Here is a 14672-nt window from a genome sequence, read left to right as displayed (position 1 = left end):
GCCCCGCTTCCGGCCGGCGGTGACACTTCCGGTGTGACGCTTCACGAGGACGAGATCCCGGTCGACGAGACGCTGGTTCGGGCACTGCTGAAGGCGCAGTGCCCGGAGTGGGCCGATCGGCCGCTGGCGCCCGCGGGCGCGGGTACCGACAACACCATGTACCGACTGGGCGACGACCTGCTCGTGCGACTCCCGCGAACCGCGGGCAACGCACGGTCCGTGCGGAAGGAACAGGAATGGCTGCCGCGCCTGGCGCCCCACCTTTCGCGTCCGATTCCCCGGCCCCTCCACGCCGGTACGCCCACCGCCGCCTTCCCGCTGGCCTGGTCGGTCTACCGCTGGATCGACGGGGACGAAGCCGGCCCGCACACCGTCCGAGACTGGGCCGCCTTCGGATCCGACCTGGCGGAAGTCGTGGGGGAACTCCACGGCGTCGACCTCATGGGAGCGACGCGCGCGGACGACCTCAGCTGGTACCGCGGAGGCACCCTGGAGCCGTGCGACCAAGGGGTCACCGGGTTTCTCGACGACTGCCGGTCCTTCGTGGGCTCCGAGCTCGACGTCGACACCCTGGAGCGGTTGTGGCGGGCCGCACTGGCACTGCCCGAGCCCTCCGGCCCCCACGTCTGGCTCCACGGGGACCTCAAGCCGACCAACCTCCTGGTCAAGGACGGCAGGCTCCACGCGGTGATCGACTTCGGCGGACTGTCGGTCGGCTTTCCCGATGCCGAGCACTCCACGGTCTGGGACCTGCCGGCGCCCGCACGCCAGGCCTACCGGCACGCCCTGGACCTCGACGACGCGACCTGGACCCGCGCCCGTGCCTGGGCCGTCGCGGTGGGCGTCAGCGGAATCGCCTACTACTGGCGGACCTTCCCCGCCTTCGTCGCCGAATGCCGAGCGCGCCTCCAGGCCGTCCTCGCCGACGCCGCGGCCCGCTGAAGGGAGACGTACACGGCATGGCGGGCAGGCGGGCGGGTCCGGCCGGATTCGAACCGGCGTCCTCGCGATTTTGGAGACCGCGCGCGTCGACCTCTGCGCTACGGCCCCGCCCGCCGGGAATCCTACGCATCACCCGCGCCCCGGGCAGAGAACCGGGCCCGCACTTTCCGCCCACCTCCCCCGGGCGTACCGTCGAGGCATGGTCGACGGGTACGACCTGGTGATCGTGGGCGGCGGGGCCGCCGGATGCGTCCTCGCGGCGCGGCTGAGCGAGGACTCCTCGACGCGGGTGCTGCTGCTGGAGGCCGGGCCGGACTACGTGGAGCTGCCGCCGGCCCTGCGGGACGGCTCCGGACCGCACACGGCCACGCACGACTGGGGATTTTCGAGCGAACCGGGCAGGGTCGGCAGGGCGCTCGCCCTGCCGCGCGGGAAGGTGATCGGCGGCTCGTCGACCACCAATGCCGCCTTCGCGCTGCGCGGTTCGCCGTACGACTACGACGCCTGGGCGGCACGGGGGAACCCCGGTTGGGGCTGGGACGACGTACTGCCCTGGTTCGTCGCGATCGAGAACGACCTGGACTTCGGCCACGAGCCGTATCACGGCGGCCACGGGCCGATTCCCGTCCGCCGGTACACGGGCGGGGACCGCAGCGACATCGCCTCCGCCGGGCAGGCGGCGATCGCCTCGACCGGGGTACCGGAGATCGCCGATCACAACGCCCCGGGTGCCGTGGGGGTGGGGCCGCTCCCCGTCAACGAGGTCGCGGGGGAACGTCTGGGCGCGGCATCGACGTACCTGGCGGTCGCCCGGGCCAGGCCCAACCTGACCGTACGGGGCGAGGCGCCGGTCGACCGCGTGATCCTCGACCGCGGGCGCGCGGCCGGAGTGCGCCTGGCGGACGGCGAGAACGTGTTCGGCGAGCGCGTGGTCGTCTCGGCCGGCACCTACTGCACCCCGCCGGTCCTGTTGCGCTCGGGGCTCGGCCCGGCCGACGAACTCCGTGCGCTGGGCATCGAGCCGGTGCTCGATCTGCCGGGCGTGGGACGCGATCTCGCCGATCACCCGGCGGTTTCCGTCGACGTCGCCCACGCGGGGGCGGGGCGCCCGCCGCGTCCCTTCCAACTCGTCGCCACCCTGCACAGCGCGCGCGCCGACGCACACCGAGAGCCCCCGGACCTGCAACTGATCGTCGGCGGCCCGTTCGACAACACGGGCGCCGCGACCGGCGCCACGTACTTCGTCGGCGGTGCGCTGCTCACACCGCGATCGCGGGGCCGGGTGTGGCTGCGCTCACCGGACCCCCTCGCGGCGCCACGCGTCGACCTCGGCTACTTCTCGCACCCCGCCGACCTGCCCCGGCTGGTGGAGGCGGCACGTCGCGCGTGGCGCGCGGCACGTGCGAAGCCGCTCGACCCCCTCTCCGCCGGCATGGTGAGCGCGCCGGACGAGGACGGTGACGCGGTCGTCGAACGATTCGTCCGCGACCACGTGTGGACCTACCACCATCCGGTCGGCACCTGCGCGATGGGCCCCGACCCGGAGGCCGGCGCGGTCGTCGATCCGACCGGCCGGGTGCACGGAGTGGACGGCCTGTGGGTGGTCGACGCCTCGATCATGCCGGACGTGCCGTCGGCGAACACCCACCTGCCGACGCTCATGCTCGCCGAGCGCATCGCGGCACTGCTCCGGGGCCGGCCGGCGGCGCCGGCGAACGGCTGACGCACCGGCCCCCTGTGCCGACGCCGTTCCCCGTACACGGTGTCGGTGTCCCCGGCCTTTGTGGTTTCTGACGAATGTCCGAAATGCCTTGCGTGCTCAAGGGGCTCGCCCTAAGCTCTGTTACACGTGTAACACCATCACGCGCAACACAGTCTGTGCAAGAAGCCGGATGGTGTGGCCGTGAGGTCGCACGAGAACTCGCGGTGTGCGTCGCCTACTTGCCGGGGAGTCCTCATGCTCGTTCCCACGCCGCCCGTGACCGCTCCGTCCGCCCGTCCCGGTCGTGCGGTGCCCGCCCCTGCGGCGCCTCTCGCTCCACCTCCGGGTCGCCGCCTCGCCTGCTGGGCGATGAAGGCGGTGACTTCCGGGGTTCCCCGGGTGCGGGCCTCCATGCGCCACGCGCTCGGAGGGTGGGGCGTCGCCCCCGAGCGCATCGAGGTGCTGCTGCTCGTCGCGACGGAACTGCTGTCCAACGCCGTCCGACACGCGGGAGGTCGTGCGGCGGACCGGGTGTGCGTCACCGTCGCGCTCCACGGCGGCCGGTTGTGGCTGGAGGTCGCCGATGGCGATCCCTGTCTGCCGTGTGTCGGGCCGAACGTCGATCCGGAGGTCGGCATGGATGCGGAGAGCGGCCGCGGCCTCTTGATCGTGAACTTCCTGGTGGGTGAGGCCGGTGGTCGACTGATGGTGGTCCGGGCCGAGTTCGGCAAGGTCGTGCGGGTCCGCATTCCTTGCGCGTGACGTTCCGTCACGAGAATCCCCGGCCTCGACCGTGGTGCGAGGAGGGGTGTTCACGACGGCCGCGGTGCGGTCCTGAGTGAAACCCATCCAGTGCGTCCTTCCGGACCGGGATCTGGGCTGGGGCGGGCTCAAGCGATTGCGTAATTATGTCGATCGTCAATATTCTTCGATCGATCATCGAATGGAGGGTCGAATGACGGTGTGGCACCTCGGTACGACGGTGATGCACAAGGTGGTGGAGGCGGAAGTCGCCGTGCCCGTCGCAGGGGCCCTGCGGACGGACGGCACCGCCCTCGGCCACCCATCGGAATCCATCGACACCGTGGTCCGCACCCACCTCCACTTCGACCACGGAAGCCGCTGAAGCCGTGGACTTCCGGCACCTGACGTACTTCCTCGCCATCGTCGACCACGGAGGCTTCAACCGCGCGGCCGCGGCACTCTACGTGTCCCAGCCGTCGCTGTCGCAGGCCATCCGGGTCCTGGAACGCGATGCGGGCAGCAGCCTGTTCCACCGGATCGGCAGGAGGGCCGTCCTCACCGAGGCCGGCGCCGCACTGGTTCCGCTCGCGCGCGAAGCCCTGCGCGCCCTGGAGCTGGCCAGGGCCGGCGTCGGCGCCGTCCGGGAACTGCGCGGTGGACGCCTGGAGATCGCGGCGATGGCGTCACCCGCCGTCGAACCCCTCGGCACGATGGTCCGGCGCTTCACCGAGCGCCATCCGGCGGTGACGCTCAGCCTGCGCGTGGCCCTCACCCGTGAGGACGTGGTCGAGATGGTGCGCACGGGACGCTGCGAACTCGGACTGCTGACCACCTCGTCACCACTACCGGACTCGGACGTCGTCCGGCACCCCGCCGGATCGCAGAGGCTCGTCCTGGTGGCCCCGAAGGCGGGCCCGTTCAAGGCCGGCCGGGCAGTCCGACGCGAACAGCTCGCGGGGCAGCGGCTGATCGTCGGGCAGCGGGGGACCGGGATCCGCGCGTACGTCGACGACCTGAAGGCCCGGGGCGTCGACGTCCACATCGCGGTCGAGACCGAACACCGCATCGCCTTCCTGCCCCTGGTGCTCGGGGGCGTCGGACTGGCGGTGGTGACGGAATCCTGGGCGGACCTGTCGACACGGGCGGGAGCCCTCGTCCTCGACCCCACGCGCTTCGACGTCGTCGTCGCGTCCAACCTCTTCGGGGACATCCTCAGCGACCTGGCGGCGGCGGTGGCCGGCGGAATCGGCATCGCTCCGTCCGCCAACCTCAACCCGGAGGGCGAGTACCCGTCCATGTTCGAGCCGGTCCACGGATCGGCACCCGACATCGCCGGGCAGGGCGTCGCCAATCCGATCGGCGCGATCTGGTCCGGCGCCATGATGCTCGACCACCTCGGCCACCCGCGGGCCGCGGCCGACATCACCGACGCCATCGCACGCGTCCTGGCCACCACCCTGGTGCGCACGCGTGACCTCGGCGGCAGCGCCTCCACCGCCGAATTCACCGCCGCCGTCCTTCGAGAGTTCTGACGGGGCGCCCGCGCCGGCCGTCGGCTACGGCACCGCCGGATGGTGGAGGCGGCGCCAGTAGCCGGCGATGTCCTCGGTGGCGGTGGTCACCGAATCGAGGGTCATCGTCGTGCGGGACTCCCGGCCGTAGCGCTCCCACCGAGGCATGGGGTGCTGGTTGGGGTCGCCGGTGCGGATGAAGGAGATCCACGAGGCGTGCACGGCCGCGGCGAGACCGTCGCGGATCCTGGGGGACAGCCCCGCCAGGAAGGGTGCCCCCGACCACTTGTCGAAGTTGCCGAACACGAACGGCAGCTCCAGGCAGTGCGCGGCCGCGAGTCGACCCTCGTGGGCGGGCGTCGGGAGGTTGAACTGGTACGCCCAGACCGGCCGCCCGCGGGCAGCCCGTCGTTCGGCCAGCGCCACGCAGGGCATGCGGAACAGGTCGTCCGTGATCAGATCCATGAGCACGTCGAGCGGACGGGCGCCCGGCCGTGCCTCCTCGTAGGCGGTGTAGGCCTGCGCGGCCCGGTTCCCGAAGGTGTCCCGGGCCCTGGCGAGCACCTGTTCCCTGGTCGTCGAGGCGTACGGCTCGCTGAGCGCGAAGGCGAAGTTCGCCTCCTCCCTCGTCCAGCCGATGAGTACCTCGATGTCCGCCCCCACGCCACTGACCAGCAGGTCGGCCGGGTGGCGGTCCAGGGTGACCCCGTCGAGCACCGGCAGGAACGGGGTCGACCAGTACCCCCACTGCCCGGTTCGCCCGAACATCTCGAAGGTGGCGGCGACCAGGCGCGGCCAGGGTACGGTCCGCAGTTCCGCCAGGTCCTTCGCCCCGACGATGTCCAGGAAGGTCGCGGTGCGCCGCAGGGACTCGGCGCGGGTGGGGATCTTCAGCCCGAGCGGTGGGCTCTGCAGGATCGCGCGCCGGAACAGTGGGCGGCCCTTGGTCCGGGCGCCGGCCAATGCCGCGACCGACAGTGCGCCACCGGACTGTCCCGCGACGGTGACGTTCTCCGGGTCCCCGCCGAACGCGGCGATGTTGTCCCGTACCCATTCCAGGGCCGCGAGTTGGTCGGTGAGCCAGAAGTTCCCGTCCGCGCCGTCCTCCCCGAAGTACAGGTAACCCAGAGGACCGAGGCGGTAGTTGATCGTCACGACGACGAGGTCGCCGCCCAGCGCGAAGGTCTCGCCGGAATAGTTGGGCAGCGAGCCGGATCCGGAGATGAAGCCGCCCCCGTGGATCCACACCATCACCGGCCGCTTGTCGCCGCCGGCCCGGGGTGCCCAGACGTTGAGCGTGAGGCAGTCCTCGTCGAAGGGGGGTGAGCCGTGCGTGCCGAGCACCTGGTCCCCGCCCTCCCGGTAGGGCTGCGGTGCGCTCGGCCCGAAGGCGGTGGCATCACGCGTCCCCTGCCAGCCGGGATGGGGTTGGGCCGGCCGCCATCGAAGGGCGCCGACGGGCGGCGCGGCGTAGGGCACGCCCTTGAAGACGTAGAGTCCCCCTTCGACGCTGCCGCGCAGGCGGCCCGCGGGCGCCTCCACCACGGGCCCTTCCGCCGCGGGCGAGGACGCGGCCGCGCCCGTGGCTGCCTGGGCCGTGCCCCCGCCCGGCGCACCGGAGAGCAGAGCGGCGCCGGCCAGCATCCCGCCCGTCCTGAGGATTTTGCGTCGCGTTGGATCGTCGGTCATGGTGATTCACTCCCTGACTGATCAAGAGCCGTCACTCGGCATAGCGGCATTGCGTACTTTTGACGAGGGTCAGTGTTACGACATGCCCGCGCTCGCGGTCAAGAGGCGCGACTCCCTCGACTCCTGTCATATAGAGAACTCTTGACGGTCGTCGCAACTGCACGATAGACACGTGTCACCTCCGTTTCCCTGTCGGGCGGCCGGCGTGTTCGCCCGGGCAGCGGTTCTCGCTTCGGCGGCCCCATCAGCAACATCCGGCCCTCCGAGGCCGGTTGACAACGTTCGGAGTTTCCATGGCAGGTCGAAATCGTCCCGTTGGTCTGATCGCCGTGACGACGGCAGCCCTCTTCCTGGCCACGGCATGTGGTGGTGCCAGCCTCGGGAAGGACGACGGCGACAAGCGGAGCGGACCCGTGAAGATCGGGCTCCTCGTCCCGCAGTCGGGCACCTACAAGGCGCTGGGTGACGACATGAAGCAGGGCTTCGAGCTGTACGTCGAACAGCACGGCGGCAAGCTCGGAGGCCGCAAGGTGGAGATCGTCGTCGCGGACGAGGGCGAGACGGCCGACTCGGGCAAGGCGGCGGCGGAGAAACTGGTCAAGCAGGACCGGGTGCTGGCGGTCAGCGGCGTGGTCAGCTCGGCCACCATCAACGGGGTCAAGGACCTCTTCGAGAGCAGCAAGGTGCCGCTCGTCGGCTCGAACGCCTCGCCCACGACCCTGACCGGGACCACGTACGTCTGGCGCACCTCGTACGTCAACGACGAACCCGGCAAGGCGCTCGGCAAGCACGTCGCGGACAAGGCCGGCGGCCCCGTCTTCCTGATCGCCGCGGGATACCAGGCGGGCAAGGACGAGGTGGAGGGCTTCAAATCCACCTTCCTCCCGGCGGGCGGCAAGATCGCCGGCGAGGAGGTCTACACACCGTTCCCAGGGACCAAGAACTTCCAGCCGTACCTCGCGCAGATCGAGCGCTCCGGAGCGAAGGCCGTCTTCTGCTTCTACGCCGGAGGCGCGGCCGTCGACTTCGTCAAGCAGTACCGGGACTTCGGCCTGGCGGGCAAGATCCCGCTCTACGCGCCCGGCTTCCTCACCGAGGGCGGCGTGCTCAAGGGGCAGGGCGAGGCCGCCGACGGCATCCTCACCGCACTCAACTACAGCGCGGACCTGGACAACGCGGCCAACAAGCAGTTCGCCCCGGCCTACACGTCCGCCTACGGCGCCACCCCGACCACGTACGCGATGGCGTCATGGGACGCGGCGCAGGTGCTCGACCGGGCGATCGAGGCGGCCGGTGACACGGTGACCTCGGAGACGGTCAACGCCGCCATCCGCGGGGTGGGCGACATCGACAGCCCGCGCGGCACCTGGCGGTTCAACACCGGCGGCACGCCCGTACAGCCCTGGTACCTGCGCGAGGTCAGGCAGGGGACCAACACCGTCGACTCCGAACTCGTCCGGCTGGGCGGCTGACATGTACGGATGGTTGGACGGCAACTTCGTCAGCGTCGTCGACGGGGTCGCCTTCGGTCTGCTGCTGTTCACGATCGCGGTCGGCCTCTCCCTGGTCTTCGGCATGATGGACGTGCTCAACCTGGCCCACGGCACGCTCTACCTGGCCGGGGCCTACCTCGCCTACGCCCTGTCCGACGGGAGCATCGGCGGCCTGCTCCTCGCGCTGGCCGCCGGCGCCCTGGTCGGCACCCTGGGCGGAGCGACGCTCACGTTCCTGACCGCGCCACTGGCCCGGCGCGGGCATCTCGACCAGGCCGTGCTGACGCTCGGCATCACCTTCATCGTCGCCGACCTCCTCGCCGCCGCCTTCGGCGGCGAGGTGCTGCCCACCGACCCGCCGACGTCGCTCCGAGGGACGGTGGAACTCCTCGGCCACGCCTACCCGGTCTACCGGCTCGTGTTCATCGGCGTCGCGGCCGCCCTCGCCGCCCTCGTCCACCTCCTGTTCGAGCGCAGCTCGCTCGGAGCGCTCGTACGGGCCACCGTCGCGGACCGGGACATGGTCCGTGCGCTGGGCGTGGACGTCCGCAAGGTGCTCTACGGGGTCTTCGCTCTCGGCGCGGCCCTGGCCGTGGTCGGCGGTGTCCTGGGGGCGCCGATCCTGGGTCCGGGCCCCGGTGTCGACGAGACCGTCCTCGTACTCTCCCTCGTCGTCGTGGTCGTGGGCGGTCTCGGATCCGTGCGCGGCGCGCTCGCCGGCGCGCTCCTCATCGGCCAGGTGCAGACGCTCGGGGTGGCGCTGCTCCCCGAGTACGCCCCCTTCCTGCTCTTCGGCACCATGCTGGTCGTGCTCGTCGTCCGCCCGCACGGCCTCGTCCCGTCGGGGGTGCGCGCATGAGCCGGACCCGATCCGACGGAACCACCGCACGGCGGATCTCCATGACCGCCGTCGTCCTCGGGCTCGTGGCGGCCCCCTTCGTCCTCGGCCCGTACGCCATCGGCACCCTTTCGCGCGTCCTGGTGTTCGCGCTCCTCGCGATCAGCGTGAACCTGCTCACCGGCCTGACGGGTCTGCCGACGCTGGGCCAGACGGCCTACTTCGGCGTCGGTGCCTACACGGCGGCCATCGTCGCCACACGGCTCACCGATGTCGGGCCACTCCAACTGCTCATCGCGGCCGTGGTCGCCGCGCTGGTGGCCGTGCCCACCGGATGGTTGGCGGTGCGGGCCAGGGGAGTGGCGTTCCTGATGCTGACGCTCGCCATGGGGGAGATCGGCCACAGCGCCGCCGTCAACTGGAAGTCGCTGACGAACGGCACCGACGGGCTGTCCGGCATCCCGCCCGTCGTACCGCTGCCGGGCATGGCCGCGCTCGAACTCGACGGGCTGGTCTACTTCTACGTCCTGGGCGCGTTCGTCGTGCTGTTCGCGGCCGTCTCCCTCCTGGGCTCCACACCGTTCGCCCTCGCCCTGCGCGGAATCCGCGACAACGAGCGCCGCATGAGCGCGATCGGCTACCCCACCCGGCGGTACGCCCTCGCCGTCTACTGCGGGGCCGGAGCGCTGGCCGGGGTCGCCGGCGGCCTGTGGGTGTCGGTGCAGAGGTTCGTCTCGCCCGGCGACGCGGGGTTCGAGATCGCCGCCCTGGCCCTCCTCGCCGTCGTCACGGGCGGCTCCGGCTCGATGTGGGGGGCCTGCGCGGGAGCCGCGCTCGTCTGGCTCACCCGCGACTGGCTCGGAAACCTCGGGGCCGTGGCCGGACGTGGTCCTCTGCTGCTCGGACTGTTCTTCGTCGTCGCCGTCTACGCGCTGCCCCGAGGGCTGGCCGGCGTACGGCTCCCGCCCCAGCTGACCCGGAAGAGGACGGCGTGACAGCACACGACCTACTGGAACTGCGCCGGGTGTCCCGGCACTTCGGCTCCTTCCGGGCCCTGGACGAGGTCGATCTCACCGTCCGCCGGAGCGCCCGGCACGCGATCATCGGCCCGAACGGCGCGGGCAAGTCGACGCTGTTCGGCCTGATTTCGGGAACACTCGCCACGACGGGCGGGACCATCCTCGTCGACGGGCAGGACGTGACCCGGCTGTCCGTGGAGCGCCGGGTCGGGCTCGGCGTCGCAACGACGTTCCAGCACTCCAGCCTCTTCATGCGGGAGACCGTGCTGGAGAACGTCCTGCTCGCCGTGTTGCGAAGGGCCGGTCGTGGTTTCGGCGGATGGCGGAGCGTGAGGGGCAGGACGGCGGCGATCGAGCAGGCGCGGACACTGCTCGAACGGGTGGGTCTGCCCACCCGGCACGACGTCAGGGCAGCCGCCCTGTCCCACGGCGAACGGCGCCAGCTGGAGGTCGCGGTCGCCCTGGCCACCGAACCCCGGCTGCTGCTGCTGGACGAGCCGGCCGCCGGGATGTCCCCGGCGGAGACGGCACGACTGACCGAGCTCATCGCCGCCCTTCCCGATGAAGTGACGGTCCTGCTGATCGAACACGACCTCGACATGGTCTTCGGGCTCGCCGACACGGTGACGGTCATGCACCTCGGCAGACACCTGAAAACCGGCTCCCCGGACGAAGTACGGTCCTCCGGCGAGGTCCAGGACGCGTACCTCGGCACGACGGGGGTCACCTCGTGAACCCGTTCTTCGGCATGCGCGGTCTGAGCTCCGGGTACGCCGGCGGCGTGGTCCTGGGCGGTGTCGACCTCAACGTCGGCGAAGGAGAGGTCCTCGCGCTCCTCGGCCGCAACGGGGTCGGGAAGACCACCCTGATCTCGACGGTCATGGGTTTCGTCAGGCCGTACGCAGGCAGCGTCACCCTCGGCGGACGGGAGATCGCCGGATCCCGCGTCGACGTGATCGCCCGGGCCGGGGTCGGTGTCGTCCCGCAGGGGCGTCGGGTCTTCGCGCCGCTGACCGTGGCCGACCACTTGGCGATCGCCGCCAGGCGTCCGGCCCGGGGCCCGTGGACACGGGCCCGCGTCCTCGACCTGCTCCCGAGGCTGGGGGAGCGGCTCGGGCACCGGGGCGACCAGCTCTCCGGCGGAGAGCAGCAGATGCTGGCGATCGCCCGCGCCCTGCTGGGCAATCCCCGCCTCCTGCTCCTGGACGAACCGTCCGACGGCCTCGCCCCCGTCATCGTCGACCAGGTGGGCGACGTCATCCGCGAGGTGAGCGCGCAGGGCATGTCGGTGGTCCTCGTCGAACAGAACCTCGGGCTCGCCTTCTCCGTCGCCCGGAACGTGGCGGTCATGCAGAAGGGCCGCATCGTCCACGAGGCGGCCTGTGCGGAGTTCCGCGCCAGTCCCGAAGACCGGAGGCGTCTGCTGGGCGTCGACTGACGGATGCGGCGGAGGCACCCGGGCGGCAGGATCGCGCCGGGTGCCTTCGCGCTCGAACCCGCCCGCCGGCCCCTGCGCCCCGGCCTGTCCGGAGCCCCGGCCGCCAGGAGCCTGGCGGCCGGGCCGGTCGGTCGCTTCAGCCCACGGGAGTGAAGTCCCGCGAGGCGATGTATCCGGGCCGGCGCACCGGTGCGGCGAAGGGCTTCGCCGGGCGGTTCTCGACGCTGTTGAAGACGAGGAACACGTTGCTGCGCGGGTACGGCGTGATGTTGTCGCCCGATCCGTGCATCGCGTTGCAGTCGAACCAGGTGGCCGAGCCCGCCCTGCCGGTGAACAGCTTGATGCCGCAGGCCGAGGCGAACTTGGTCAGCGCCTCGTCCGACGGGGTGCCGGCGTCCTGCATCCGGAGGGACTTGCCAGTAGAAACCCGCTCGCCCCGAAACCGGGCTTCACGTTGATCCGGGACTGGTGCACGTACACCTCGGAGCCCAGGATCTGTCGCGCGCGTCCCACGACGCGCGGATCGGCGGCGAGGCCCGCGAACACCTCGCTGATCCGATGGACCTCGAAGACGGAGCGGACTTCCCGGGATTTCGGCTCCACGATCGACCGGTCGTCCGCCAGCGTCGAGGGATCACGCAGCAGCCGGTCCATCTCGGTCCGGTAGACCTCCACCTCGTCGGGCGTGAGCAGTTCGTCGACGGGCAGGAAGCCGTCGCGCTCGTAACTCTGCAGCTCGTGCGCCCACATCGGGCCGGGTGTGCCGGGCTCGGACCAGACGACGGGGTCCGAGCGGCCGGTGAGCACCTCCTGGGAGCCCCGGGTCGGATAGAGGTCGTTCACCGTGCGGGTGGATGCGTGGGCCATGGTGGTGCCTGCCTCTCCTCTCAGTGCGATCGGGTACGTCAGCAGCCGTGGTCGGACTCGGTGAGCAGGGGGTACACGCCGTTCTCGTCGTGGTCCTCCCGGCCGGTCACGGGCGGGTTGAAGACGCACAGGCAGCGGAAGTCCCGCTGCACGCGCAGGGTGTGCCGCTCGTGACCGTCCAGGAGGTACATGGTTCCCGGCGTGATCGTGTACGTCCGGCCCGTCTCCTCGTCCGTGAGTTCGGCCTCGCCCTCCGTGCACACCACGGCCTCCACGTGGTTCGCGTACCACATGGACGTCTCGGTGCCGGCGTACAGGACGGTCTCGTGCAGGGAGAATCCGACGCGTTCCCTGGCCAGGACGATGCGCTTGCTCTCCCAGGTGCCGGACGCCGCCTTGACGTGGCGTTCGGTTCCCTCGATGTCCCGGAACGATCGGACGATCATGGTGGTGCCCTTCGTGGTGTCTGGTGGTGTGCCGGTCAGGCGGTCGCGCGGATGGAGCGGGCCAGGATGGCGAGGCCCTCCTCGAGTTCGTCGCCGGTGACGGTGAGCGGCGGGAGCAGCTTCACGACCTCGCCCTCCGGGCCCGAGGTCTCCAGGAGGAGCCCCTGCTCGAAGGCCCTGGCGCACACGTCCGCGGCACGCGCCTTGTCGGTGAACTCGATGCCCCAGACCAGTCCACGGCCCCGGTACGTCGCGCCCAGCCCGGCGTGTTCGTCGCACAGCTCGCGCAGCACGCTCTCGACGCGCCTGCCCAGGATGAGGGTCCGCTCGCGCAGGACGCCGTCGCCCCAGTACGTCTCCAGGGCCGCGGTCGCGGTGACGAAGGCCGGGTTGTTGCCGCGGAAGGTGCCGTTGTGCTCGCCCGGCTCCCACAGGTCCAGTTCGGGCTTGAACAGGCACAGGGACATGGGCAGTCCGTATCCGCTGATCGACTTGGACAGCGTGACGATGTCGGGCGTGACGCCAGCCTCTTCGAAGGAGAAGAACTCGCCGGTTCGGCCGCAGCCCATCTGGATGTCGTCGACGATCAGCAGCATGTCGCGGCGCCGGCACAGGTCGGCGAGGGCGCGGAGCCATTCCGCGCGCGCCACGTTGATCCCGCCCTCGCCCTGGATCGTCTCGACGATGACCGCCGCCGGGTGGTTGAGGCCGGAGCCCTGGTCCTCCAGCAGGCGCTCGAACCAGAGGAAGTCGGGAGTCCTGCCGCCGAGGTAGTTGTCGAAGGGCATCGGGGTGCCGTGCACCAGGGGGATGCCGGCGCCGGCCCGTTTGAAGGCGTTGCCCGTGACGGCGAGGGAGCCGAGCGACATGCCGTGGAAGGCGTTGGTGAAGGCGACGACCGCCTCGCGGCCCTTGGCCTTGCGCGCGAGCTTCAGTGCCGCTTCGACGGCGTTGGTGCCGGTCGGTCCCGGGAACATCACCTTGTAGGGCAGCGCGCGGGGTTCGAGGACGTGGGACCGGAACGTCTCCAGGAAGGCCCTCTTGGCGGTCGTCGACATGTCGAGCCCGTGCGTGATGCCGTCCCGCTCCAGGTAGTCGAGCAGGGCCCGCTTGAGGACGGGGTTGTTGTGGCCGTAGTTCAAGGACCCGGCGCCCGCGAAGAAGTCCAGGTAGCCGCGCCCGTGTTCGTCGTACAGCCGGCTGCCCGTGGCGCGTTCGAAGACGACGGGCCAGGCCCGGCAGTAGCTGCGGACCTCGGACTCCACGGTCTCGAAGACGGACAGGGCCGGCTCGGTGATGGTCAAGACAGTTCTCCAGTGGGGGTGGGGGTGGGGGTGTACGGGGCGCGGGGTCGGAAGTCGAGCGGCGCGATCCGGTGCAGGACCTCCGGGGCGTGCCCGCCGTCGGGGAACTCCTCGGTCGCGAAGAGCACTTCACGTGTGACCGTGGCGCCGTGCCGGCCGGCGTACGAGGTGAAGAGTCGCTCCGACGCGAGGTTTCCGGGAGAGATGGTGGTCTCCAGGGACTTCAGACCGTGTTCGGCCGCCACACGGATGGAGAGGCCGTCGAGCAAGGCGCTGGCGATCCCCAGGCCGCGGACGGATTCGTCGACGGCGATCTGCCAGACGAACAGGGTCCCGGGGCTCTCGGGCCGTACGTATCCGCTGACGAATCCGACGACCTGCCCGGACGGGTCACGGGCGACGGCCGAAGTGCCGGCGAAGTCACGGCACCAGAGGAGATAGCTGTAGGACGAGTTGAGGTCCAGAGCCCCGGAGTCGCGCGCCAGGCGCCACAGGAGTGGGCCGTCATCCGGTCGAGGGCGGTCGATGTGGGTGGCGGTGGCGGTGGCGGTGGTGGGCGTGGTGGGTGTGCTGGTCGGGGGGTTCTTCCTGTAATGGGACAGTTCTGCATGAGCAGTCATGCAGGCCGAAGCTACCCAGCTCGGGAGGGAAATGCATGGCCCCAAGGGGTTACGCGGCA

14 protein-coding genes, 1 tRNA gene and 1 pseudogene are annotated in these 14672 nt (G+C 71.0%); 10 read left to right on the top strand and 6 right to left on the bottom strand.

Translation table 11 applies throughout. The features are described from left to right. The first annotated feature begins 33 nt into the window (after positions 1 to 33). Positions 34 to 942 (top strand): aminoglycoside phosphotransferase family protein, encoded by a 909-nt coding sequence (locus ACFYZL_RS26645; RefSeq protein WP_388682391.1) that lies wholly within the window; start codon positions 34 to 36, stop codon positions 940 to 942. Between the two features lie 33 nt (positions 943 to 975). Here the strand turns inward: ACFYZL_RS26645 and ACFYZL_RS26640 are convergent. Beyond that, positions 976 to 1050: transfer RNA gene (locus ACFYZL_RS26640), tRNA-Trp, on the bottom strand. Positions 1051 to 1141: 91 nt separating this feature from the next. Here ACFYZL_RS26640 and ACFYZL_RS26635 point away from each other — a divergent pair. From ACFYZL_RS26635 to ACFYZL_RS26620, 4 genes are all read left to right on the top strand, one after another. After that, entirely contained in the window at positions 1142 to 2665 is a 1524-nt protein-coding gene (locus ACFYZL_RS26635) for a GMC family oxidoreductase (RefSeq protein WP_388682389.1), read from the top strand. A 234-nt stretch (positions 2666 to 2899) separates the two neighbouring features. Next, the gene (locus ACFYZL_RS26630) at positions 2900 to 3406 is read left to right on the top strand and encodes an ATP-binding protein (protein ID WP_388682388.1); all 507 of its coding nucleotides are present in this window, start codon (positions 2900 to 2902) and stop codon (positions 3404 to 3406) included. A gap of 193 nt (positions 3407 to 3599) precedes the next feature. After that, positions 3600 to 3770, top strand: coding sequence for a hypothetical protein (locus tag ACFYZL_RS26625; protein ID WP_388682387.1), 171 nt, complete (start codon positions 3600 to 3602; stop codon positions 3768 to 3770). A 4-nt stretch (positions 3771 to 3774) separates the two neighbouring features. Next, positions 3775 to 4920 carry an isocitrate/isopropylmalate family dehydrogenase gene (locus ACFYZL_RS26620; protein WP_388682386.1) on the top strand — a complete coding sequence of 382 codons (1146 nt, stop codon included), beginning with the start codon at positions 3775 to 3777 and terminating at the stop codon, positions 4918 to 4920. Positions 4921 to 4944: 24 nt separating this feature from the next. Here the strand turns inward: ACFYZL_RS26620 and ACFYZL_RS26615 are convergent, their stop codons facing one another. Further along, on the bottom strand, positions 4945 to 6588 hold the full coding sequence (locus tag ACFYZL_RS26615) for a carboxylesterase/lipase family protein (protein WP_388682384.1): 1644 nt from the start codon (positions 6586 to 6588) through the stop codon (positions 4945 to 4947). Positions 6589 to 6881: 293 nt separating this feature from the next. Here ACFYZL_RS26615 and ACFYZL_RS26610 point away from each other — a divergent pair, with 293 nt between their 5' ends. From ACFYZL_RS26610 to ACFYZL_RS26590, 5 genes are read left to right on the top strand one after another with little or no spacing between them, the layout of a single operon-like run. Then, positions 6882 to 8060 carry an ABC transporter substrate-binding protein gene (locus ACFYZL_RS26610; RefSeq protein ID WP_388682382.1) on the top strand — a complete coding sequence of 393 codons (1179 nt, stop codon included), beginning with the start codon at positions 6882 to 6884 and terminating at the stop codon, positions 8058 to 8060. Between the two features lies 1 nt (position 8061). Next, the gene (locus tag ACFYZL_RS26605; RefSeq protein WP_388682381.1) at positions 8062 to 8940 is read left to right on the top strand and encodes a branched-chain amino acid ABC transporter permease; all 879 of its coding nucleotides are present in this window, start codon (positions 8062 to 8064) and stop codon (positions 8938 to 8940) included. Beyond that, complete coding sequence (locus ACFYZL_RS26600) at positions 8937 to 9914, top strand: branched-chain amino acid ABC transporter permease (RefSeq protein WP_388682379.1); 978 nt, start codon at positions 8937 to 8939, stop codon at positions 9912 to 9914. Before ACFYZL_RS26605 ends, ACFYZL_RS26600 begins: the two co-directional genes overlap by 4 nt. Next, positions 9911 to 10672, top strand: a complete 762-nt coding sequence (locus ACFYZL_RS26595; RefSeq protein ID WP_388682377.1) for an ABC transporter ATP-binding protein — start codon at positions 9911 to 9913, stop codon at positions 10670 to 10672. The genes ACFYZL_RS26600 and ACFYZL_RS26595 overlap by 4 nt, the downstream gene beginning before the upstream one ends. Before the next feature lie 14 nt (positions 10673 to 10686). After that, entirely contained in the window at positions 10687 to 11376 is a 690-nt protein-coding gene (locus tag ACFYZL_RS26590) for an ABC transporter ATP-binding protein (protein WP_388682433.1), read from the top strand. Between the two features lie 136 nt (positions 11377 to 11512). Here ACFYZL_RS26590 and ACFYZL_RS26585 read toward each other — a convergent pair. The 4 genes and pseudogenes from ACFYZL_RS26585 to ectA form a co-directional block, all read right to left on the bottom strand. Further along, positions 11513 to 12243: pseudogene (locus tag ACFYZL_RS26585) on the bottom strand (phytanoyl-CoA dioxygenase family protein). 38 nt (positions 12244 to 12281) lie between these two features. Next, positions 12282 to 12689 (bottom strand): ectoine synthase, encoded by a 408-nt coding sequence (locus ACFYZL_RS26580; RefSeq protein WP_384745056.1) that lies wholly within the window; start codon positions 12687 to 12689, stop codon positions 12282 to 12284. A gap of 35 nt (positions 12690 to 12724) precedes the next feature. Then, positions 12725 to 13993 carry a diaminobutyrate--2-oxoglutarate transaminase gene (gene ectB, locus ACFYZL_RS26575; RefSeq protein ID WP_388682375.1) on the bottom strand — a complete coding sequence of 423 codons (1269 nt, stop codon included), beginning with the start codon at positions 13991 to 13993 and terminating at the stop codon, positions 12725 to 12727. Then, the gene (gene ectA, locus ACFYZL_RS26570) at positions 13990 to 14613 is read right to left on the bottom strand and encodes a diaminobutyrate acetyltransferase (protein WP_388682373.1); all 624 of its coding nucleotides are present in this window, start codon (positions 14611 to 14613) and stop codon (positions 13990 to 13992) included. Before ectA ends, ectB begins: the two co-directional genes overlap by 4 nt. Positions 14614 to 14672 lie beyond the last annotated feature (59 nt).

The organism is Streptomyces sp. NPDC001717, from assembly GCF_042892775.1.
Classification (GTDB): domain Bacteria; phylum Actinomycetota; class Actinomycetes; order Streptomycetales; family Streptomycetaceae; genus Streptomyces.
This window is presented reverse-complemented; position numbering and strand designations above follow the sequence as displayed.